Annotated in this window: 19 protein-coding genes; 9 read left to right on the forward strand and 10 right to left on the reverse strand. The window is 48.3% G+C overall.

The window, feature by feature from the left end:
* Positions 1-19 precede the first annotated feature (19 nt).
* From recG to tgt, 4 genes are all read right to left on the reverse strand, one after another.
* Positions 20-2131 carry an ATP-dependent DNA helicase RecG gene (gene recG / locus BUB18_RS02120; protein ID WP_083549249.1) on the reverse strand — a complete coding sequence of 704 codons (2112 nt, stop codon included), beginning with the start codon at positions 2129-2131 and terminating at the stop codon, positions 20-22.
* Between the two features lie 95 nt (positions 2132-2226).
* Positions 2227-3552, reverse strand: coding sequence for a citrate (Si)-synthase, eukaryotic (locus BUB18_RS02125; RefSeq protein ID WP_073077535.1), 1326 nt, complete (start codon positions 3550-3552; stop codon positions 2227-2229).
* 574 nt (positions 3553-4126) lie between these two features.
* Entirely contained in the window at positions 4127-5218 is a 1092-nt protein-coding gene (locus tag BUB18_RS02135) for an LptF/LptG family permease (protein WP_073077539.1), read from the reverse strand.
* A 44-nt stretch (positions 5219-5262) separates the two neighbouring features.
* A complete protein-coding gene (gene tgt, locus BUB18_RS02140) occupies positions 5263-6393 on the reverse strand; it encodes a tRNA guanosine(34) transglycosylase Tgt (RefSeq protein WP_073077541.1) in 1131 nt (376 codons plus the stop codon).
* A gap of 128 nt (positions 6394-6521) precedes the next feature.
* Between tgt and BUB18_RS02145 the strand changes: the two genes are divergently transcribed.
* The 4 genes from BUB18_RS02145 to BUB18_RS02160 all read left to right on the forward strand — a co-directional run bounded on the left by BUB18_RS02145 (position 6522) and on the right by BUB18_RS02160 (position 9396).
* Entirely contained in the window at positions 6522-7658 is a 1137-nt protein-coding gene (locus BUB18_RS02145) for a glycosyltransferase (protein WP_073077543.1), read from the forward strand.
* A 35-nt stretch (positions 7659-7693) separates the two neighbouring features.
* Positions 7694-8323 carry a 16S rRNA (guanine(527)-N(7))-methyltransferase RsmG gene (gene rsmG / locus BUB18_RS02150; protein ID WP_073077545.1) on the forward strand — a complete coding sequence of 210 codons (630 nt, stop codon included), beginning with the start codon at positions 7694-7696 and terminating at the stop codon, positions 8321-8323.
* Positions 8324-8433: 110 nt separating this feature from the next.
* Positions 8434-8991: an RNA polymerase sigma factor gene (locus BUB18_RS02155; RefSeq protein ID WP_073078400.1), complete on the forward strand. Its 558-nt coding sequence runs from the start codon at positions 8434-8436 to the stop codon at positions 8989-8991.
* Positions 8992-9009: 18 nt separating this feature from the next.
* Entirely contained in the window at positions 9010-9396 is a 387-nt protein-coding gene (locus BUB18_RS02160; RefSeq protein ID WP_143159797.1) for a hypothetical protein, read from the forward strand.
* A 14-nt stretch (positions 9397-9410) separates the two neighbouring features.
* On the opposite strand, the gene BUB18_RS02165 is transcribed toward BUB18_RS02160, so the two are convergent.
* A complete protein-coding gene (locus BUB18_RS02165) occupies positions 9411-9983 on the reverse strand; it encodes a hypothetical protein (RefSeq protein WP_143159798.1) in 573 nt (190 codons plus the stop codon).
* A 289-nt stretch (positions 9984-10272) separates the two neighbouring features.
* On the opposite strand from BUB18_RS02165, the gene BUB18_RS02170 reads away from it, so the two are divergent.
* Positions 10273-10839 carry a DinB family protein gene (locus BUB18_RS02170; RefSeq protein ID WP_073077551.1) on the forward strand — a complete coding sequence of 189 codons (567 nt, stop codon included), beginning with the start codon at positions 10273-10275 and terminating at the stop codon, positions 10837-10839.
* 97 nt (positions 10840-10936) lie between these two features.
* Here the strand turns inward: BUB18_RS02170 and BUB18_RS02175 are convergent, their stop codons facing one another.
* From BUB18_RS02175 to BUB18_RS02195, 5 genes are all read right to left on the reverse strand, one after another.
* Entirely contained in the window at positions 10937-12826 is a 1890-nt protein-coding gene (locus BUB18_RS02175) for a M1 family metallopeptidase (protein WP_178372065.1), read from the reverse strand.
* A gap of 70 nt (positions 12827-12896) precedes the next feature.
* Positions 12897-13973, reverse strand: coding sequence for a winged helix DNA-binding domain-containing protein (locus BUB18_RS02180; protein WP_083549251.1), 1077 nt, complete (start codon positions 13971-13973; stop codon positions 12897-12899).
* A gap of 64 nt (positions 13974-14037) precedes the next feature.
* Positions 14038-14706 carry a 16S rRNA (cytidine(1402)-2'-O)-methyltransferase gene (gene rsmI / locus BUB18_RS02185; protein ID WP_073077555.1) on the reverse strand — a complete coding sequence of 223 codons (669 nt, stop codon included), beginning with the start codon at positions 14704-14706 and terminating at the stop codon, positions 14038-14040.
* 111 nt (positions 14707-14817) lie between these two features.
* Positions 14818-15588, reverse strand: coding sequence for a CDP-diacylglycerol--serine O-phosphatidyltransferase (pssA, locus tag BUB18_RS02190; RefSeq protein ID WP_073077557.1), 771 nt, complete (start codon positions 15586-15588; stop codon positions 14818-14820).
* Positions 15589-15644: 56 nt separating this feature from the next.
* The gene (locus tag BUB18_RS02195) at positions 15645-16934 is read right to left on the reverse strand and encodes an aminopeptidase P N-terminal domain-containing protein (protein WP_073077558.1); all 1290 of its coding nucleotides are present in this window, start codon (positions 16932-16934) and stop codon (positions 15645-15647) included.
* 416 nt (positions 16935-17350) lie between these two features.
* Between BUB18_RS02195 and pckA the strand changes: the two genes are divergently transcribed.
* The 4 genes from pckA (at position 17351) to BUB18_RS29905 (ending at position 22969) form a co-directional block, all read left to right on the forward strand.
* Positions 17351-18952: a phosphoenolpyruvate carboxykinase (ATP) gene (pckA, locus tag BUB18_RS02200; RefSeq protein WP_073077560.1), complete on the forward strand. Its 1602-nt coding sequence runs from the start codon at positions 17351-17353 to the stop codon at positions 18950-18952.
* 422 nt (positions 18953-19374) lie between these two features.
* Complete coding sequence (gene folD / locus BUB18_RS02205) at positions 19375-20262, forward strand: bifunctional methylenetetrahydrofolate dehydrogenase/methenyltetrahydrofolate cyclohydrolase FolD (protein ID WP_073077562.1); 888 nt, start codon at positions 19375-19377, stop codon at positions 20260-20262.
* A 39-nt stretch (positions 20263-20301) separates the two neighbouring features.
* On the forward strand, positions 20302-20925 hold the full coding sequence (locus tag BUB18_RS02210) for a 7-carboxy-7-deazaguanine synthase QueE (RefSeq protein ID WP_073077564.1): 624 nt from the start codon (positions 20302-20304) through the stop codon (positions 20923-20925).
* Between the two features lie 151 nt (positions 20926-21076).
* A complete protein-coding gene (locus BUB18_RS29905; protein ID WP_073077566.1) occupies positions 21077-22969 on the forward strand; it encodes an OmpA family protein in 1893 nt (630 codons plus the stop codon).
* Positions 22970-22981: the final 12 nt, after the last annotated feature.

The raw sequence follows: 22981 nt of genomic DNA on the forward strand, positions 1-22981 counted from the left end.
TAATAAACGTTAAAAGCGGTCAGGAAATTTTGCTCCAGACAGTTTTACTTCGCTGTGCGGCCAGAAAATCTCTGAGTCCCTGATTTTCAGGCAATACGAGGTCAACATCTTGCTGCAGCAGCTTTTCAGCGCTGTTGCGGGCGGCATCCAGGATGGGTTTATCGGCCAGGATGTCGGCCAGTTTGAAGTCGAGCACCCCGCTTTGGCGTGTACCTTCGATATCTCCGGGGCCACGAAGTTCCATATCTTTTTCGGAGATGATAAAACCATTATTCGTTTGTACCATCACGTTAATACGTTCTTTGGAGTCTTTGCTCACTTTATTGCCGGTCATGAGGATACAGAATGATTGTTCGGCGCCACGGCCAACGCGGCCGCGCAGCTGGTGCAGCTGGGAGAGGCCGAATCGTTCCGTGCTTTCGATCACCATTACGGAGGCGTTGGGTACGTTTACGCCTACTTCGATCACGGTGGTGGCCACCATGATGTTGGTATCGCCGGTAACGAAGCGTTGCATATTGGTTTCGCGCTGGTCCGCAGGCTGGCGGCCATGCACCATACTGATATAGTATTGAGGCTCAGGGAAGAAGGCTTTCACTTCTTCATAACCTTTCATCAGGTTTTCGTAATCCAGCTTTTCAGAGTCTTCGATGAGCGGGTATACGATATAAGCCTGACGGCCTTTTTTCACTTCTTCCTTGATAAAGTCCATTACCTGTGGCCGTTGGAATTCGGTACGGTGCACGGTGGTAATGGGTTTGCGGCCTGGCGGCATTTCATCGATCACGGAAACGTCGAGATCACCGTAGATGGTCATGGCGAGCGTACGTGGGATAGGCGTTGCGGTCATAACGAGCACATGTGGTGGGATATTATTTTTTTCCCACAGGCGTGCCCGTTGTGCTACGCCGAAGCGGTGCTGTTCATCGATGATGGCCATGCCGAGGTTCTGGAATTCCACTTCCTTTTCCAGGAGGGCGTGGGTACCAACCAGCAACTGTATGGAGCCATCTTTGGCCCCCTGCAATACCTGTTTGCGTGCTTTTCCTTTTACGCTGCCGGTGAGGAGTGCCACGTTGAGCGGCATATTTTCCAGCAGTTCGGAAATACCTTTAAAGTGTTGCTGGGAAAGTATTTCCGTAGGCGCCATGAGACAGGCCTGGAAGCCGTTGTCGATAGCAAGCAGCGCAGTGAGCAGTGCCACCATGGTCTTACCACTGCCTACATCACCTTGCAGCAGGCGGTTCATCTGGCGGCCATGCATGGTGTCCTGCCTGATTTCTTTGAGCACACGTTTTTGTGCACCCGTGAGATCGAAGGGCAGATGGTTATTGTAAAAGTCGTTGAAGTGTTCCCCAACGGCACCAAATATATAACCATGGGAAAGTTTCTGCCGGCGTATTTTTAGTCGGCAGATGCGTATTTGCGCGATGAATAGTTCTTCGAATTTCAGGCGTCGTTGGGCCTGGTGTGACTCCTCTTCACTCAGTGGCCAGTGGATTTTGTAATGCGCCAGGGAGCGGGGCATCAGCCGGTACTGCTGCAGGATGTCAACGGGAATATTTTCCCTGATTTCCTGCGGGGATAATTGTTCCAGCAGGTTTTTGGTGAGTTTTCCTATAGCCTTTGCCGTTAGTCCGCGGGCTTTCAGTTTTTCGGTGGTGTAATATACCGGTTCGAGAAACTGTTTGCCGGTGGCGGATACTTCGGTGATAGGGTCCATTTCCGGGTGGGCAATTTGTATGGCACCGTTGAAGGTGGATACCTTGCCGTATACGATGTAGCCGGTATTTAGCTGAACAGATTTCTGCATCCATTGCCAGCCCTGGAACCATACTAGATCGATCGTTCCCGTTTCATCTTTCAGGGTGGCCACCAATCTCTTCCCACGGTTTTCTCCTATTACCTCCATGTGTACAATGCGGCCGCGTAGTTGCACGTAGTCATCAAATCCGCTGACGTCGCGGATAAGATCGAATTTCGTTTTGTCTACATACCGGAAGGGAAAGTATTGCAGCAGGTCGCCGAAGGTATGGATACTAAGTTCCTTACGCAGCAGTTCACCCCGTTGCGGGCCTACCCCTTTCAGGTATTCGATCGGATTGGATAATATGGCAGTAAATGTGGAAATAGGTTACAAATTTGTTCAGGTTACAAAAATAAAAAAGGCAAGTGGTAAAAATTCACCACCTGCCTTTTTCTATAAAAAACAATTATAACACTTTGTTATTCGGCAGAAGCTTCTACTTTACCGTTTACGAAGAGCTTCATCCATTCGGTAGTCACGGATTTAGGTCTTTCCAGTGACAGGCCGAGGGCGCGATCCCAGCAGAGGGAAGCCAGTACGCCGAGGGCGCGTGACACACCGAACAGCACGGTGTAGAATTCATATTCTACCAGGCCGTAATGTACGAGCAGTGCACCGGAGTGAGCATCCACGTTAGGCCATGGGTTTTTTACCTTGCCCAGTTCCTGCAGGATTGGCGGAACAGTTTCATAAACCATCCATACAATTCTTACCAGTTCATCATTTGGCAGGTGAGATTTCGCAAATTCCATCTGCGCGGTGAAGCGTGGATCTGTTTTACGAAGTACGGCGTGACCGTAACCTGGTACTACTTTACCTTCGGAAAGTGTTTTACGAACGTAAGCAGCAATTTCTTCTTTGGTTGGCATACCACCACCCAGCTCTTCACGCATCTGGAGGATCCATTTGATCACTTCCTGGTTAGCGAGGCCGTGCAGCGGACCAGCCAGACCGTTCATACCGGCAGCGAAAGCCAGGTAAGGATCGCTGAGGGCAGAACCTACCAGGTGTGTCGTGTGTGCACTTACGTTACCACCTTCATGATCCGCGTGGATCACCATGTACAGGCGCATCAGCTCACGGAAACCTTCGTCGGAGTAGCCCAGCATATGTGCGAAGTTACCAGCCCAGTCCAGCATACCGTTTGGCTGAATGTGATCACCATTTTTATATTTACGACGGTAGATATATGCAGCAATGCGAGGCAGGCGTGCGATGAGGTTTAAGGTATCCTCATACACATAGCTCCAATAGTCTTTTTTGTTGGTACCTTCTGCGTAAGCTTTAGCAAAAACAGATTCAGTTTGCAGTGCCATGATACCTACGGTAAACATGGTCATGGGGTGTGTAGAAATAGGTAAAGCTTCGATGGCGTCGAAAACGTGGTTAGGCACGTGTGAGCGGCGACCCAGCAAGCTGGAAATATATTGTACATCTGCTTCACCTGGCAGTTCACCGATCAGCATCAGGTAAAATAAACCTTCCGGCAGTGGCTCCGCGCCACCCGGTGCTTTTGGTAATGCCTCTCTCAGTTCGGGAATGGAATATCCGCGGAAACGAATACCCTCATTAGCGTCCAGCAAGGAAGTTTCAGTAACCAGTCCGGTAATACCGCGCATACCCTGGTATACCTGTGCAAGTGTGACATCCTCAATTTTGGTGGTGCCGTGATTCTTCAGCAGGTCTTTTACTTCAGCGTTCAATTCATCCGCCTTAACCTTGAATTTTTCTTTTATGTACCCCATTTTACTGCTATTGTTTATATAATGAAAACAAAATCGATCAATTGTCAAAAGTAATGATTTGTTAACGAAGTTACCACCCTTAAGCGATTTTTAATGGCAAATTAACAACAAAATCATGTGCATTCCGGCCAGATTTCAGGTGGGCAAAAGTCAATTTTAATTACTTGAAATCAGCATCTTACAAGTATAAAAAATATAATACTCATAAACGATAAAGAAATTGTAAATTTTTTCAGAATGAATTGAAAATATTGAAAATAGAAGGTGAGATTATTTGATGTTTTGTATTTTTTGCGGTAAGAAATTCTGTTGCCTTCGGCAACAGAATTTCTTACCGCGGGCCGGGACCGGCCCGCCGGCCCTTCTGGAATATTATTACGATTTTCCTCTTATGCAGGTGTACCCGGAGAATCAAAGTATTCGGGAATTCCTGCCCCAAAATCATTCCCAGCCCGGGAGCGCCGCTGGCGCGGCGCTCCCGGCATTCATCTCTGCCGAAGGCAGAGATGAATGCCGGGGAAATAAAAACGGCCCGCAACCGCGAGCCGTTCCAACTATTTTTATCCTGTGCCCATCACTTAGGCGCTTTCCTATATAAATAAAATGCCAGCCCCCCGAAAATGAAATTCGGTATCCACACAGCTATCAGGGGATTTAGGTCTGCCTTCACGGAAAACACGGTCGCAAACTGTAAAGCGATGATATAGGATGCACTGATCACAATCCCTACCGCCAGATGCAACCCACTACCCCCTCTCACTTTCTTGGCCGCAATGATACCACCAATCAGCGTGAGCACCACCACTGCCGCAGCAGCAGCTGTTCTGCGGTAATATTCCACCCAATAGGTATTCAGGCCTTCCGCCCCTCTGATTGCCTCCCGCTGAATATAGCGGCGAAGGTCAGGGGTGGTCATAGCCTCCTGCATATTCTTTTCTTCTACCAGATCCTTAGGTGTCAAAGCTATCTTGAGCATGGTATCCTGCTTGCTCTGCCAGGTTTCCTTCAGCCCATCCATGGTGCGGATGGTCACATAGTCCAGCCGCCACTTTTTAGCGGTGCTGTCCCAGGAAGCCCTGTCAGCACGCATCCTGAAAGTCACCTCCTGCCCTTTTACCTGCTGCAGCACAAAGGAAGAGCCATTGCCGTAGTTAGGATCATAGGTTCCGAAGGTCACGTAGGTAAAGCTGTCGATGCGGGTGCTGCGGTCGAACTGTGTGTTCTGATTATCGTGACTGTGCAGGTATTTATTTTCAAATGTGGTACGGATGCGGTTAGCATTAGGCACCACCCAGAAGTTGGCGAGCCAGAGGATGCCTCCAAACAGGAAAGCCCCAATCCAGTAGGCGCGCAGGAAACGTCGGAAGCTCACGCCGGCACTCAAAATGGCAATAATCTCCGACCGGTAAGCCATTTTAGAGGTAAAAAAGATAACAGACAGGAAGATAAACAGCGGAAACAGTAACGCCAGAATATGCGGGATAAAGCCGAAATAATAATCCACTACAATCTGGCGCAGGGAAAGATTATTACTCATAAAGTCATCCACCTTCTCGGTAATATCAATTACCACGGAGATCAGGAGGAAGATCGCCAGCGAATAAATGAAGGTACCTATCAGCTTACGTAATATATACCAGTCTATTTTCGTAATTAATTTCGGCATGAACCCAAAGATATTAGTTTATTGGATTATTTGAATTGCTGGTATTATAAACGTGTTTTTAACTGCGCAATCATTTTCGGCTTCCAGGTGCTGAAAGTGCCTGCTAATATTTGTTTGCGGGCTTCCTTCACCAGCTCCAGGTAAAATGCAAGGTTGTGAATACTGGCAAGCGTCATGCCTAAAATTTCGCCGGCTGCAAAGAGGTGGCGGATATAGGCCTTGCTGTAATCGCGGGTGGCAAAGCATTCGCTGTTAGCATCGATGGGGGTGAAGTCGTCCGCCCATTTTTTATTTTTGATGTTGATCACCCCGTTCCAGGTAAACAGCATACCGTTACGTCCGTTACGGGTAGGCATTACGCAATCGAACATATCCACACCCAGGGAAATATTTTCCAGGATGTTCCAGGGGGTACCTACGCCCATGAGGTAACGTGGTTTTTCCACAGGCAGGATATCACATACCAGCTCGCACATTTCGTACATATCTTCTTCCGGCTCCCCTACGCTGAGGCCACCGATGGCGTTGCCGGCGGCACCGCGACTGGCGATATATTCCGCCGAAGCTTTTCGCAGGTCCTTATAGGTACTGCCCTGTACAATCGGGAACAGGGTTTGCTCGTGGCCGTAGGCCGGCATCGTTTCGCCGAGGCGTTTAATGCAGCGGTCCAGCCAGCGATGGGTCAGGTCCATCGATTTGCGGGCATATCTGTATTCGGACGGGTACGGCGGACATTCATCAAAAGCCATGATGATATCGGCTCCGATGGTACGCTGTATGTCCATTACATTTTCTGGTGTAAATAAATGACGGGAACCATCGATATGTGATTGGAAAACAACTCCTTCTTCCTTGATTTTCCGGTTGTTAGCCAGGGAAAATACCTGGTAACCACCGCTATCTGTAAGTATAGGCCGGTTCCAGCCGTTGAATTTATGCAGGCCGCCGGCTTTGGATAATACTTCCAGGCCCGGGCGCAGGTACAGATGATAGGTATTACCCAGGATGATCTGGGCCTGCACGGCGTCGCGCAGTTGTTCCTGGGTCACCGCTTTTACGCTGCCCACCGTACCAACCGGCATGAATATCGGCGTTTCTATTTCTCCGTGGGCAGTGGTAATTTTCCCTGCCCTGGCTTTACTGCCATTATCTGTGGTTATCAGTTCAAAATTCACGAGATTTCCATTTCAGCGTGCAAAGATACCGATTTGCAAATCGAATTGTGCATTATTACAAAGCTGTTTAAACGTTAAATAATTTATCTTTTTACAGATATTAAAATTATTATATTTTTGCCTCCATTATGTTTGACCATCTGGGTGAAATTGCCTTATATTCCTTTGCCATCATTGCAGGAATTCAGATATGCTATTATCTCTTCATCTTTTCCAGGGTAGCGTTTTACTCCCGGAAATTTGATCAGGACCAGCCGCCGGCTGAGAAATTTTCAGTTATCATCTGTGCGAAGGATGAGGAATTGAACCTGCAACGCAACCTCCCCGCGGTGTTGCAGCAGCGTTTTCACCATCACCTGACCCCTGAGTATGAGGTGATTGTGGTAAATGATAACTCTGAAGACGACAGCCGCTATTATCTCCGGTCCATAGAGCCCGGTTATCCACATTACCGGACGATAGAAATCAAGCAACCCGCCAAGTTTATTCCTGGAAAGAAATTTCCATTGTCGATGGGACTTCGGGGGGCTGCGCATGAAAATGTGCTGCTGACGGACGCCGACTGCAAGCCGGCCAGTACTTACTGGTTATCATTGATGAGTCAGGGTTTTACAGAGAATAAAGAGATCGTGCTGGGATATGGCGCGTACCATAAAAAACCAGGCTTCCTCAATAAGGTGATCCGCTACGAGACCTACTTCAGTGCGTTGCAGCACCTGTCGTTCGCTATGAGCGGTATGGCTTATATGGGCGTGGGCCGCAACCTGGCGTACAAGCGGGAACTGTTTTACCGCCACAAAGGGTTTACCAGTCACCAGCACCTGGCCGGTGGCGATGATGACCTGTTTGTAAACACTGCCGCCAACCGTAAAAACGTGGGTGTGGTGATTCATAAAAAAGCATTTACCTACTCAGAACCCAAAACTTCCTGGAGTAGCTGGTTCCGACAAAAAACCAGGCACATGACTACCGGAAAGCATTACCGCTTTTTCCACAAGATGGTGCTGGGCCTGTTTTCCCTGACGCATTTCCTCTTTTACCCGGCATTTATCTTTACCTTGTTTTTCCCGGCACCGCTGCTGTGGTACTCTCTGGGCATTTTTGGCGGTAAGCTCCTCATCCAGGCCATCATCAACTTTTGCGCAATGCGTAAGCTGGATGAAAGGGATCTGTTTAAATACGCCTGGTTCATGGATATTTTCATGCTCCTGTATTATGTGGTGTTTACACCAGCCCTGCTGATCAAATCCAAAAACCGCTGGTAAGCTTGTTCATTGTGGAATAAGTTTATTTTTGCAGCATGGAGATTATTTTAAAGTATTTCAGCGACTTCACGCCGGCACAGCTGGCGCAGTTTGAAGCGTTAAAGGGACTGTACAGCGAATGGAACGAGAAAATTAACGTCATTTCCAGGAAAGATATTGACGCCCTGTACGAAAAGCACGTATTACACTCACTGAGCATTGCCGCGATTGCCGATTTCACGCCTGGCACCCAGATTATTGATTTGGGCACCGGGGGCGGATTTCCGGGTATCCCGCTGGCGATCTTCTTCCCTGAAGTACAGTTCCACCTGGTAGACTCCATTGGAAAAAAGATTAAAGTGGTGGAAGGCGTGGCTGCCGAGCTGGGACTCAAAAATGTAACGGCCGCGCATACACGTGTAGAAGAAATCAAAAACCGTAAATTTGATATCGTTGTTTCCCGGGCAGTGGCTCCTTTAGGAGACCTCTGGCGCTGGAGCAAACACCTGATGAAAAAATCCACCGTTCCCGGCAAGCAGTTCGAAAAGGGACTGATCTGCCTTAAAGGCGGCGACCTCGCCCAGGAAATCTCCGAAAGTGGATTGAAACCCAGATTAATAGACATATACGACATCTTCCCCGAAGAGAGCTTCAAGACGAAATATATTGTGATGGCCAAGCACTAGCCGCGTTTTTGGGGAGCCTGCGTAGATAATTTCTGCATCTGCTAAAATATCCGGTATACTGAATCGTCTTCAATAACAAGATGAAACAGTTGCTCCTATCAAATACAATTATGGCCCAAGAGCAAAATGAGCGAATAGAGGCGGCGGTGAAACAGGAGAGCAAGCGCTTGCTCAACTTTATCCGTCAGCGGGTGAGCAATGTATCAGATGCCGAGGATATTCTGCAGGACGTGCTTTATCAGTTCACAGAATACCTCCGCCTGGGAAGCCAGGTTGATTCCATCACCGGTTGGTTGTTTTCCGTTGCGCGCAACCGGATCACCGACTGGTTCAGGAAGAAGAAAGAAACTCCTTTTGCCACATACACACATGAAATAGAAGGAGAAGAAGTCCTCTTCCTGCCGGAAATCATCGCTGATACCTCCATGGAAGCCGATACGCCCATGATGCAGAAAATCATTTCGGAAGCGATTACCGCTGCCATTGAAGACCTGCCTTCGGAGCAGAAACAGGTGTTCATAGGCCACGAAATTCTGGGTAAATCTTTTAAGGAAATGAGTGCAGAAACAGGCGTGAGTGTAAATACACTACTCTCCCGCAAACGCTATGCTGTCTTGTTTTTGAGAGAGCGATTAGGAGAACTGTATCGTGAAATTGTTAACAACTGATTAAACTAACTTTTTTATATGGGACGATTCAGACGCGGGTTTGATTTCAAAACAAAATTACTGATGGGCCTTTGCGGAATCGCATTTGTAGCCGCTGTAATTTTCCTGACCATGACCCTTTGGAACTGGCTGATACCAGAGCTTTTCCACGGACCAACAGTCACTTACTGGCAAGCCTTTGGCCTGCTGTTACTGGGTAAATTACTCTTCGGCTGGCACAACAATGGGGGCCGCAGGTTTGGTAGTCGCCGTGCAGAATGGAAAGACCGGTTTCGTGATAAATGGCAGAACATGACAGCAGAAGAACAACAGGAACTGCGGGATAAGATGCGGGACCGTTGCAGGGGCTGGAACCGTTGGACACCCGATGCCCGGGACGAAGAAAATAAGGAGAAGTTTCAATAACATCTCCCTGAAAACTAAATAATAATATCCGTAAATAACGCTTTTGACAGCGTTACCTCCCCGAAACCAGTGTAGGTCAAAGCAATGTCCGGAATAATGATCGAGCCTGCAAATGGCGTCAGGTAATTGTAAGCAAACAGTGCTTTGACCACTTCATCCGCATCATCTCCCCAATCAGGCGCGATATCGTAACTACTTCTTTGATTGATCAGCCAGGGCTTTCCGCTATCTGTTACCAGATCAGCTTTTGAGCGGTAAATTTCGTAATAGGGCGCGATGATACTCCAGCTGATCACCAGCTTTTCCGCCCTGTCAGGATGGCGACTAACGTCGATCATCAGCTGGCGGCAACGGTGTAGCGCATCAGGGGTCGACACATCGGCCACCCTGGATTTACCGTATACGTTGACCATAAAAGCACAAAATGCATCCCATACACTCGTATCAGCGTTGGCAGCGGTCCATTTTTCAGCTAAACGCTTCATTTCCGGAGAGTTGGACCAGGCTTCAGGATCCGTTGCAGGATCTATTCCTCTTGGAATATACTCGAATACCGTGTGAATTAATTCCTGATATGGTTGTTGCAATGGATATGGGTTATATGGTTAAAAGTGAGTAACAAATATATTAAGAGATTGGGAAAGACAGGATACCCACCAAAAAATCACATTAAATTAAAATACATATACATATTTTAAACGGGTATTGAATTTCCAACTCATCCATTATAACCAAAATTAAATATTTTAATAAACAATATATTGGCGGCTTGCAAAAACTGGCGTAACTTCAGGAAGCTTGCAATTAGGCCCAGGTATATTCACTAAAGGCGCCCAGGTATTGTGACTTTTTTGTACCCTTTAAATCGAATTTCCTATGTACCTGAACCAGCATGAGATACAATCTCTACTTGACAAAAGCTTCGACAACTTCGTCGACTATGTAAACACGCTGCCGGATCATCGATTTACTGCTTCACCTTATGGCAAATGGTCCGCTGGTCAACAAATGGATCATCTTATCAAATCGGTAAGACCGGTTAGCAGCGCATTGGGATTTCCAAAATTTACACTCCGGTATTTCGGGGTGAGTCAGCAACCCTCCCGATCGTATGATGTGCTGGTACAGCATTACCAGGACAAGCTGGCGCAGGGAGCTACCACTACCCCGCCTTACCAGCCCGCCGTTATTTATAACGCGCAACGGCAGGCATTATTACAAAGCTTCATCGGCCAGAAATACCGGTTGAAGGAGAAGCTGAGTAACTGGTCAGAAAACGACCTGGATAAATACCGGCTCCCGCATCCACTGCTGGGTAAATTAACCGTACGCGAAATGCTGTACTTTACGGCGCATCATAATCAGCATCACCTGGAAAAACTGAAGTTTCAGGAGCAGCATGCGCAGGCGTGGGAGAATCAATTACAGCAACTTATTTTCTAGCGAATTTTCTAATAACAAAACAGCCCCATCACCTTCGGTGATGGGGCTGTTTCGTATATCCGGGGCCGAAGGCCGCGGATATACGAAAGGCAGATAACTATTCAGCTACTGCTTTATTATTTCTTCTGTCTAAATCCGCCAGTCGCTGGCTCGGATCTATCTCAATTGCTTTAATTTGGTTGAAAGGCAGTTCCACTTCCACTTCGTAAGTTGGGTGCGTCCAGAACCATCCTGGTTTTACGACACGTTTCACCGACGGATCTTCATTTGGTTTTTCACCGAACATGATCGACAGCGGGATATAATACATCGTTTTATTACCGCTCTTATCCGTTACCAGCAAATCAACCGGCATCGGGAACTCACCGATGCGGCGCAGGCGAATGGTGGTTTTATTGCCATTAGCTGCCACGGAATCAATACCGTAGTCAATATGCTTGGTGGAATTAATCAAATACTGTTTGTACCAATCCAGCTGAATACCGCTTTCTTTCTCCATCACGCGCACAAAATCGTTGGCATTCGGATGTTTGAAGCGCCACTCGTTGTAATAGCGGATCAGGCCACTGTCGCGCACCTGCGCACCAATTACATAACCCAGTTGCTCTAAAAACACCGCTCCTTTACGATAAGCATTGTTGCTGTAACCGTAGTTGGAACTGTAGTGATCGGAATGGGTGGTAGCCGGTTCCTCAAAGCCACTTTTTGCCAGGCGGAAATATCCATTGTAGGTATCTTCCATTGGCCATTTGCCTTTGAGACTGTCTACGGTGTTATAGATGGTATTTTCTTCTGCAAAGGTGGTAAAGCCTTCATCCATCCATGGGTACAAGCTTTCGTTGGTAGCCAGCATACCCTGGTACCAGCTGTGCATCCACTCATGCATGGCCACACCGTACAAGCCGGCAGCGGTACCATTGCCAAGGATCAGCGTAGCCATCGGGTATTCCATACCACCGTCGCCGCCCTGGATAAAGGAGTATTGTTTGTATGGATAAGCGCCGTAATGCTTTTTGATATAGGCGTAAGCTTTAGGAATAGCTTTGGCCAATGCAGGCCAGGTATCCCTGGTTTTATCGTTTTCGATATAGAAGAAATGCGCGGTAAAGCCATCTACTTCCTGGGTAATGTGTTTGTATTCCGTATCGGCGGCCCATACAAAATCGTGTACGTTTGGCGCAATAAACCGCCAGGTTTGGATATCACCGGCAGGGCGTTTTACCATCGCACCGGGTTTTCCATATCCGTGTCCCATTACATCAGGGTTTTGGAGGTAACCGGTAGCGGCAATGGTGTATTTACGGTCCATGTGAATGGTGACATCGTAATCTCCCCAAACCCCATAAAACTCGCGTGCGATATAGGGTGTAGGATGCCAGCCTTCGTAGTCATACTCGGCCATTTTTGGATACCACTGTGCCATGGAGAAGTCCACCCCTTCGGCGTTATTACGGCCACTGCGGCGGATCTGAACGGGCACCTGCGATTCAAATTCCATGTCAAATTCCGCTTTGGAGTTTGGCAGGATAGGCTTATCCAGTGGTACTTCGAGGATAGTTTCCACTACATTGAATGCCTGGGGTTTACCATCTCTTTTCAGGGAAATAATTTTCTGGTAGCCGATTTCATCCGGTTTCAGGTTGGCGATACGATCGCGTACACGGCCATCCCAATCGAGTACATCGGTACCTGATTTACTTTTGCCGATCACCACTTTGCCCAGCTCGCGGCTGCGTACGTCCATCATGCTGTTTGGCTGAAATGCATTCCAGTAAAGGTGATAGAATACTTTTTTCAGCGTATCGGGAGAGTTATTGTAATATTCCAGATGTTGTTTACCCGTGAACTTATTTGCAGGCGCGTCAACCTTAATATCCATCGTGTATTTCACTCGTTGCTGCCAGCGGTCTGATTGCGCTTGCAGCTGTAACCAACTGCCTGTGGCGAGGGCCATAGCCAGGCAGCCTCCGATAACCGGGTGCTTCATGCTGTTAGATTTTGTTCAGGCTGCGAAAATAAACAATTCAAGATAAGAAGCGGATCAATTCTATGAACGGTCAGGCGTAAGTTACCTGCCGCAGTGGCAGTTCCATAAAATTTGCATAGTGGTGGCAGGCGGCCTCAAATGCCTGTTTTTCTGTTTTTTTAAGGAGATGGAAGGGCTGCAATTCAATATCTACCCCGTCTTTCACGATGGTGCGTTTCCAGAGGCCTGTCAACTGGCCGTCCAGGAGCATAATGGGATGAAAGATACCATTAATCGTCATGGCTTTTCCTTTGTGTGCCGCCGGGGTGATGGCGGAGCGGTCTTTATAGGCCACCAGAATTTCGTCGAAAGCCGGTAACAGCAATGCCTGCGGCACTGCTTTGGGAGATTTCAGCCATCCTTTTCCACACCAGTATACCACCTTATCAAGCGTGATATTGTCGAGAGAAGGCCGGGCTATTTCCAGGCCAACATTGGCTTCTTTCTGAGTGATACCGGCGTAGGTCATAAAATCGGCTACAGTGGCTGGTCCGTGACTGGTGAAGAAACGCGTGGCCAGCATCCCTAACGCTGCTTCTGTGGTGATGGTGTTGGTTCCCGGACTCCATTCGTCCAGCAGGGTGAAGGTGAACTGTTTACCGCGCATGGGAGCGTGGCAGATGATGCCTTCGAGTGAAGCCCGGAGCAGCAGGTACTGCATATAATTCCTGTTGAATTTGTGCCCGGTGATCAGTGTTTCGATTTCGCTTTTCAGCAATTGCCGGCCGCCTTTCATTTCCTGCTGCAGGAGTTTATAGATTTTGGGATATCCGGCGGGGTCCACATTCAGTGCTTTTTCAGGGGCTTTCAGGCGCTGCTGTAGGCGGTCTTTCACGAGGGGGGTCATCCAGCGGATATCTTCCGGTACCATCAGGTGCAGAGTACCTCTGAATACCCAGGTACGGATAATTTTCGCCTGGTTGATGGCTTTTTCCACCATGGGCAGGGTTGCCTTCGGCAAACGCGTACCTATGGCGTATTTGCCGGCGTTATAATCCTGCGCCTGCATCGGGCCCATGTACTTCACCAGCGCCTGCGGCGTTTTACAACTATGATGCGAAAGCTGTTGAGCGTGCAAGCGTAAACGTGCGATATCGGATATAAGCATGGGTGTAGTTTATATCACAAAATAAGCAATGGGTAATGACAGCCTTATGTCAGCAGTCACAAAATTATTCCGCTCCCTGTACAACCACTACAATTTCACCTTTCACTCCTTTTTCTTTAAAGTAGTCGGCTACTTCGCGGAGGGTGCCTCTTTTATTTTCTTCAAACATTTTGGTAAGTTCCCGGCTAACGCAGCATTGGCGGTCAGCTCCGAAGTATTGAATCAGGTCTTCCAGCGTACGTACCAGTCGCATAGGCGATTCGTAAAATACGATGGCGCGTTCTTCTGTAGCCAGTTGTGTAAACAGGGTATGGCGGCCTTTTTTGAGTGGCAGGAATCCTTCGAAAATGAAGCGGTTCATTGGAATGCCGCTGTTCACGAGGGCGGGTACAAAAGCGGTGGCGCCAGGCAGGCATTCTACCGGCACACCGTTGCGGATGCATTCCCTGACCAGCAGGAAGCCAGGATCTGAAACGCCCGGTGTGCCGGCATCCGTCAGCAAAGCCATGGATTTTCCCTGCTGCAGCTGGTCAACTAAATGTTGCGCTACTTTATGTTCGTTGTGCTGGTGATAAGGAGTGATGGGTTTATTGATGTTGTAGTGACGCAATAAAACACTGGAGGTACGGGTATCTTCCGCCAGGATCAGGTCAGCTTCTTCCAGTACTTTAACAGCTCTGTATGTAATATCGGCGAGGTTGCCGATGGGTGATGGTACAATTATTAACTTCATTAACGCTTGGTATTTCGGTTAACCCGGTGCGGACCGCACCGGGTTAACCGAAGAAAGCATGCCGAAGGCATGCTTTCTTCGGTTTTTTACAAACCTACGTCAAAAAAATGATTACGCTTGTTTCGCCTTCATTGGCGGGAACAAAAGCGATAAGATAACGTACACGATGAAGATGAACGGTACGGCCGCAAATTTGAGTACAGGAATGCTCACGATGGCCAGTACTACCAGCAGCAGTCGTGTCCAGTTGGCCTTCAGCGATTTCTCTTTCACTTTAAGGCTGAGCATGGGTATTTCTGCGACCATGAGGTAGCAGAGTACAAGGATAATGCTATACAACACCCATATGTTCTGGAACCAGTGTCCGAGATGATAGGGATTATACAGTACGATAAGCGGGAAGGAGGCTACCAGTAAGCCGACGGCCGGGGTAGGTACCCCGATGAAGTTTTCTGACTGGCGGGTATCCAGGTTGAACTTTGCGAGCCGGTATGCCGCAAAGCAGGGCACCAGTAATGCCGGGGCCAGGTTCACGATGGAAACGTCGAATACATCCGGTTCCTGGAAATAGGCACTGCGCAGGAGGCGGTAGAGCATCATGCCGGGTACTACCCCAAATGTTACTACGTCTGCCAGGGAGTCCAGTTCTTTCCCCATGGGCGATTGAACTTTGAGGAGCCGGGCAACCATGCCGTCGAAGAAGTCGAATATAGCTGCCAGTACTACCAGTGCAGCAGCCCAGTAAACAGGTTCGGGAGTGGTGACCGTATAGTCGGCACCGTTAAAATCAGCCCTGAATTCGGGCGCATGTAACACGCAGATAATAGCCAGTGCTCCGCAAAACAGGTTACATAGGGTAATAATATTGGGAATTTGTCGCATGCTGCAATTGTAGTTAGCGAAAAAAAGCCCCCCACAGGGGTGAGGGGCCGGGTTTATTATTTCATTAAAGCTTCGATTTCGTCGGCAGTGATCGGGATGTTTTTCATCAGGTCGACATTGCCGTTAGCGGTAATCCAGTAATTGTTTTCGATACGGATACCCATTTGTTCTTCTTCTATGTAGATGCCAGGTTCGATGGTGAGCACCGCTCCTTCAGGGATTGGCTGAAGGAAGGAAGGGGCCAGGTCGTGCACATCCACACCCAGGTGGTGAGAGATACCGTGGTAGAGGTACTTGCGGTAGGCAGGTACTTCAGGGTCCTGATTTTTAACATCTGCTTCGGTGAGGAGGCCGAGTTTAATGAATTCTCTGGTAGCCTCTTCGCCCATCATTTCGTGGTATTTCGCCAGGGTGATGCCAGGGCGGAGAATAGAGACTGCGTAGTGGTGCAGGTGCAGGCAGGCATCGTATACCTGGCGCTGGCGTGGTGTAAACTTACCATTTACCGGTACGGTGCGGGTGAGGTCAGCGTTGTAGCCGCCGTATTCAGCACCGAAGTCCATGAGAATCAGTTCACCATCTTTACATTCTGCGTTATTAAACACATAGTGGAGGGTGCGGGCGCGGTCGCCGGAGGCGATGATAGAGCCGTAAGCCTCTCCTGCAGAGCGGTTGCGCAGGAATTCGTGCACAATTTCTGCCTGAATTTCGTGTTCGTATACACCAGGTTTAATGAAACCGCATACGCGACGGAATGCTTTTTCGGTAATATCCATAGCTACCTGCATCACTTTAATTTCTTCCGGTGATTTAACGGCGCGCAGTTCTTTGAAGATAACGGCGGCGCGGAGGAAATTGTGCAGCGGGTAACGTTCTTTCATTTCGGCGGCGTAGCGGTAGTCGCGCACCGGAACGTAGTTGGATTTACGGTTATTTTCGTTGCTGTTCAGGTATACGTTTTCCGCTTCGTGTACCCATTGCTGCAGGAGTGCGTCGAGGGCGTCGAGCCACACGATGGTGGTCATTCCGGAAATTGCGGTCGCTTCTTCTTTTCTCAGGCGTTTGCCATCCCACTTTTCTTTCAGCTCGTTAGGGCGTACCAGCACCAGTACTTCGCGGTATTTAGGATCAGGATTATCCGGGTAGAGGACTACCATGGTATCTTCCTGGTCGATGCCTGTAAGCCAGTACAGGTCGGAGTTCTGTTTGAATTTGAACAGTGCGTCGCCATTGGTTGGAAGTTCATCGTTGGAATTGACAATAGCAATTGAGTGAGGCTTCATTTTGGCCACAAATCGCTGGCGGTTCTTTGTGAACAGCTGCGGATCCAAAGGCAGATTCTTCATATCTCTAATTTTCAATGAGGGTTCAAACTTAGGGAAAGTTTGTCAGTTAGAAATTAGGTAAATGTATAAAAGGCGATTTTGCCACTTTTTAGTTCCGGACCTGCGGTCCGGAACTAAAAAGTGATTAGGGAGATGCAAATGGCATCTCCCTAATCACTGACCATATATATAAAACATTCGCAATCAACACATAAACCCCATAAAATCACTATAGAATTATTTTACCCCTACTTAATGTTTTTTTCACACAATATACCTTTGACAACCTCCAATGTTTCCCGGACATATTAGAGATATCGCAACAAAATCAGCAGATAGCCTGCTGATTTCTAAATTTTAATGGTACAACACTTATAAAATTTGATGATTTCAAAAATTACCTAGCTTTGCTTTTACACCAAAACAATCTTGCTTTTATGCAAATGAGTAGCGTAAGTAATCATTTAGCTGACTTACGGGAACTGGGCATAGAGAACGCTTCGAACGTATACTACCAGCTTTCGCCAGAGAAGTTGGTTAAACAAACTGTAGAAAGAAACCAGGGCGTTTTATCCGACACGGGAGCACTTGCAGTAAACACCGGTGAATTTACCGGCCGCTCTCCTAAAGACAAATTCATTGTAAAGGACGACATCACAACGGACTCCGTAAACTGGAACGACTTCAACCTCCCATTTACTACCGAAAATTTTGATCGCCTCTACAGGAAAGTAACCGCTTACTTTTCCGGGAAAGACGTATGGGTACGTGATTGCTTTGCCTGTGCCGATAACAACTATCGCATGGGCGTAAGAGTGATTACGGAACTGCCATGGTCCAGTCTTTTTGCCTACAACATGTTCCTGCGTCCTACGGAGGAAGAACTGGAGGAAATGCACAGTGACTGGACAGTGATCCAGGCACCTGGATTCCTTGCTGATCCTGCTGTTGACGGCACCCGCCAGTCTAACTTTGCCGTAGTAAGTTTCACTAAAAAGGTTATCCTGATTGGTGGTACTGCCTACACCGGCGAAATCAAAAAAGGTATTTTCACTGTACTGAACTACATACTGCCACACAACAAACATGTACTCAGCATGCACTGCTCTGCCAACCAGGGCGCTGCAGGTGACACCGCCATCTTCTTTGGCCTGAGTGGCACCGGAAAAACCACGCTGAGCGCTGATCCTAACCGTAAGCTCATTGGCGACGATGAACACGGCTGGACAGATACCGGCGTATTTAATTTCGAAGGTGGCTGCTACGCAAAATGTATTGACCTGAGTGCAGAAAAAGAACCTGAAATTTTCCAGGCGGTGCGCCCGGGTGCACTGCTGGAGAATGTAACGTTCTTCCCTGGCACCAACACGGTGAATTACGCGGATAAATCCATCACTGAAAATACCCGTGTATCTTACCCGCTCACGTATATTCCTAATGCACTGGAACCTTCTGTAGGTGCGGTACCGAAGAACATTTTCTTCCTTACTGCGGATGCTTATGGCGTGCTGCCTCCGATCAGCCGCCTCACAACCGGACAGGCCATGTACCAGTTCATTTCAGGTTATACCGCGAAAGTAGCAGGTACGGAAGCAGGCGTAACTGAGCCTAAATCCACCTTCTCTGCGTGCTTCGGTGCACCATTCCTCCCACTTCACCCGGCGGAATATGCCCGCATGCTCGGCGAGAAAATGCGTAAAAATCAGGTGAACGTATGGCTGATTAATACCGGATGGACCGGAGGCCCTTATGGTACCGGCAGCCGTATTAAACTGGCTTACACCCGCGCCATGATTGCTGCTGCCATCGACGGGAAACTGGATAACGCGAAATACCGCAACACTCCTGTGTTCGGGCTCGCCATCCCGGAAATCTGCCCCGGCGTACCAGCTGATATCCTCGACCCACGCAACACCTGGGCCGATAAAAATGAATATGATGCGAAAGCGGCGAACCTGGCCAGCCAGTTCATCCGCAACTTCGAAAAATATGCAGATGCCGCTGATCAAGAAATTCTTGGCGCAGCTCCAAAAATTTAAATATATTGTGATCGAAAGCTTAGCAAAAGTTTAATATTTATCATATTTTTCAGATTCACTGCCTTTTGCTAACTGATAACCGTCTTTGTTTGCCTTATAATTTCCACTACAATCCAATCGGTTCGTAAGAGACTAATTACTTGTCTCCCGCAAAACAGGTTTCTCTTGTAACCTGTTTTGCAGAACCAGCAATATTTTCTGACATAGGCACGCCTTCGGCGTGTCTTTTTTTTAGCAAAAGCTGCTGTTGATTATTTCTCGGGTGTAGTCACGGCCTGCGGCCATGACTACACCCGACTTAAGCCCATGCCGCAGGCATGGGCTTAAGTCGGCCGGCAAAATAAAATCCTTAAAGTACGCTACTTGAAAAACACTCCTGCAAGAAATTGCAGGAAATTGCAAGAAACGTCCTAACTTTGCGCATGCAAATTTTAGACGGTAAACATGTATCTCAGGCCATCAAGGCCCAATTAGCCGCTTCTGTGGCTGAGTTAAAGGCAGCTGGCAAAAAGGTTCCTCACCTGGCTGCTATCCTGGTTGGTAACAATCCGGCCAGCGAAACCTACGTTGCATCCAAAGTAAAGTCATGTGCAGAATGCGGTTACAACTCCACGCTCCTGCGTTTTGATGAGCAAATCTCTGAAAAGCACCTGCTGGACCAGATCATCCTGCTCAACGAAAACCCGGATATCGATGGTATCCTGGTTCAATTGCCTTTACCTAAGCACATCAGCGAAGAACTGGTGATCAACACCATCGATCCCAGCAAAGATGTGGATGGTTTTCACCCAATGAACGTAGGTAAAATGGTAAGCGGTCTGCCTACCTTTATACCTGCTACTCCTTACGGTATCATGCTGATGCTGGAACACTACAACGTACCTACCAAAGGCAAACACGCAGTGGTAATTGGTCGTAGCCATATCGTAGGTACTCCTGTGAGCATCCTGCTGAGCCGCAATACCACTCCGGGCAACTGCACCGTTACACTCACCCACTCCCACACCCATAACCTCGCTGACATCTGCCGCCAGGCCGATATCATCGTTGCTGCCATCGGAAGGCCTAACTTCGTAACCGCTGATATGGTGAAAGAAGGTGCTGTGATCGTGGATGTAGGGATCAACCGCATTGAGGATGCTTCTAAGAAAAGTGGTTTCCGCCTTGTAGGTGATGTGAATTTCGATGAAGTAGCGCCTAAAGCAAGCTATATCACGCCGGTACCTGGTGGTGTAGGTCCTATGACCATCGCTGCACTGCTGAAAAATACCTACCAGGCATGCATCGGACAGAAAGGTAGTCAGAATTAACAGGTTCCGTAAAAAATCGGACCTTTGCAGGGTTAGAACATGTCAGTACTTATTTCAAATAGCACCAGCACATTGCCGGTGATGGAGCAATTCTACACCATTCAGGGAGAAGGACTCTATCAGGGCAAGGCCGCCTATTTCATCCGCCTCGGCGGATGCGATGTAGGCTGCCATTGGTGCGATGTCAAAGAAAGCTGGGATGCAGATAAACATCCGCAGCTCACCATCGATAGTATCGTGCAGGAAGCTGCCGCCAATCCCGGCCGTATCGCCGTGATAACCGGCGGTGAGCCACTGATGCACCGCCTCGACGCACTTACCAAAGCCCTTCATAAAAAAGGCTTTCGTACGCATATGGAAACGTCGGGTTCCTCTCCTCTCAGCGGCAGTTGGGACTGGATCACCCTTTCCCCTAAAAAGTTCAAAGCCCCTTTGCCGGAAGTATGCAAAGCCGCCAATGAGCTGAAAGTGGTAATATTCAATAAATCCGATTTCGCCTGGGCAGAGAAACACGCCGCCATGGTGGATAAAAGCTGCAGATTATACCTGCAGCCGGAATGGGGAAAAAGTGCAGAAATGACGCCGCTGATCATCGATTATATCAAGGATAATCCGCAGTGGCAACTATCGCTTCAGATACATAAGTACATCAACGTACCTTAACCAGTTTACCAGCATTTTTATATATTTTCGAAAAAGCCCGTGCCGATGGCACGGGCTTTTTCGAATTTCCCGGAGCCTTCGGCTTCGGGAATTCGATCAAAAATCGATATGGGCTAAATAAACAACCTATCTTACACGTTGTATTACTACTATGAAACACACCTTGCTCATCTGCTGCGCCGCACTACTGCTCCTCAGCCCCAGGCTGCAGGCACAGTTTGTAACGGCCGATAACGCGCCGAAAAAGGCCAAAGCCAGTTTCGACAAAGCCCAGGCCGCTATTGCGGTCTATAGCACCAAAGAGGCGATCCCACTGCTCAAAGAAGCCATCACCATTGCTCCTAATTTCCTGGATGCCTACGGCCAGCTGGGGATGTGCTACATAGAAACAAAAGACTATAAAGCAGCTACCGAAGCATTTGTAAAATTCAAACAACTCGACAGCAGCAGCATGCGCATGATCATGCTCCCCTACTCCCGTGCAATGGCCGGTATGGGCGACTTCCAGGGCGCACTGCAACTGGTGAATCAATACATGGCTAATGCTAAGGTAAGCAGCAGAAATGCCGAAAAACTGAAAGCCAACTATGAATTTGCAGTGGCCAACAGCACAAAACAAATTCCCTTTCAGCCGCAAAACCTCGGCGACCATATCAATTCAAAGGATATGGAATACTTTCCCAGCCTTACCATCGACGGGCAAACACTCGTATACACCCGCCGCGTAAACGGCCGTAATGAGGACTTCTATATCAGCAAACGCGAAGGCAATGGCTGGGCACAGTCCGTAGACATGGGCGCACCGGTCAATACATCCTTTAACGAAGGTGCGCAACACATCTCCCAGGATGGGACCATATTGCTCTATACAGGCTGTGATTTCCCGGAAGGAAAAGGGAGCTGCGACCTTTACATCTCCCATAAAACCCCCGAAGGCTGGACAACACCTAAGAACCTGGGAGCACCCATTAACACGCGCGACTGGGAATCCCAACCATCACTCACGGCCGATAACCAAACGCTCTATTTCGCCCGCGAAACGCCCAACAACGGCGCCGATATTTTTGTATCACATCTGCAAGAAAATGGCCGCTGGAGCGATCCTGAGAACCTTGGCCCGGTGATCAATACCAAAGGAAAAGAATCTACTCCCTTTATTCACGCAGACGGGCAAACGCTATATTTCGCGTCTAACGGTCACCCCGGCTATGGTGGGCTGGATATGTACTATTCCCGTAAACAGGCGGATGGCTCCTGGAGCAAACCAGTGAACCTCGGCTATCCTATCAACACCATTGATGAAGAAGGGTCACTCATAGTAGATGCCAATGGTACCACGGCCTACTACGCCTCCGATCGTGCTGACGGAAAAGGCACGCTGGATATTTACAGCTTTGAATTATATCCCGAAGCCAGACCATTGCAAACACTGTATGTGAAAGGCTTTGTGTACGACAGCTCCAGCCACGAGCGACTGCAGGCAGCCGTAGACGTCATCGACCTGCAAGGCAGCAGCCCGGTAGCCCGACTTACCACCGATGCTGCCGGCAACTTCCTGGCACCATTGCCGGTAGGCCGCGATTATGCTTTCCATGTCAACAAAAAAGGCTACCTGTTTTATTCAGATAACTTTTCTTTGAAAGAGCATAATCCCGGACAACCGTTTGAGAAAAATATTCCATTGCAGCCGATTGCAGTGAATGCCAGTATTGTGCTGCATAATATCTTTTTCGACAGCAAACAATTTGAGCTGAAACCTGCGTCGCAATTGGAACTTGATAAGCTGGTGCGACTCATGAACGACAATGCCGGTATGAAGATTGAAATTGCCGGGCATACCGATAATGTAGGCAGCGATAAAGACAATCAGCTGTTATCTGAGAACAGGGCTAAATCAGTAGTAAAATATCTTATACAAAAAGGTATTGCCGCTGAGAGGTTAAGCAGTAAAGGATTTGGAGAAACACAACCGGTGGAAAGCAACGATACGGAAGAAGGCAGGGCCGCTAACAGAAGAACGGTATTTAAAGTAATCAGTTTATAAAAACAAAAAACC

This window comes from Chitinophaga jiangningensis (assembly GCF_900142605.1).
Lineage (GTDB): Bacteria > Bacteroidota > Bacteroidia > Chitinophagales > Chitinophagaceae > Chitinophaga > Chitinophaga jiangningensis.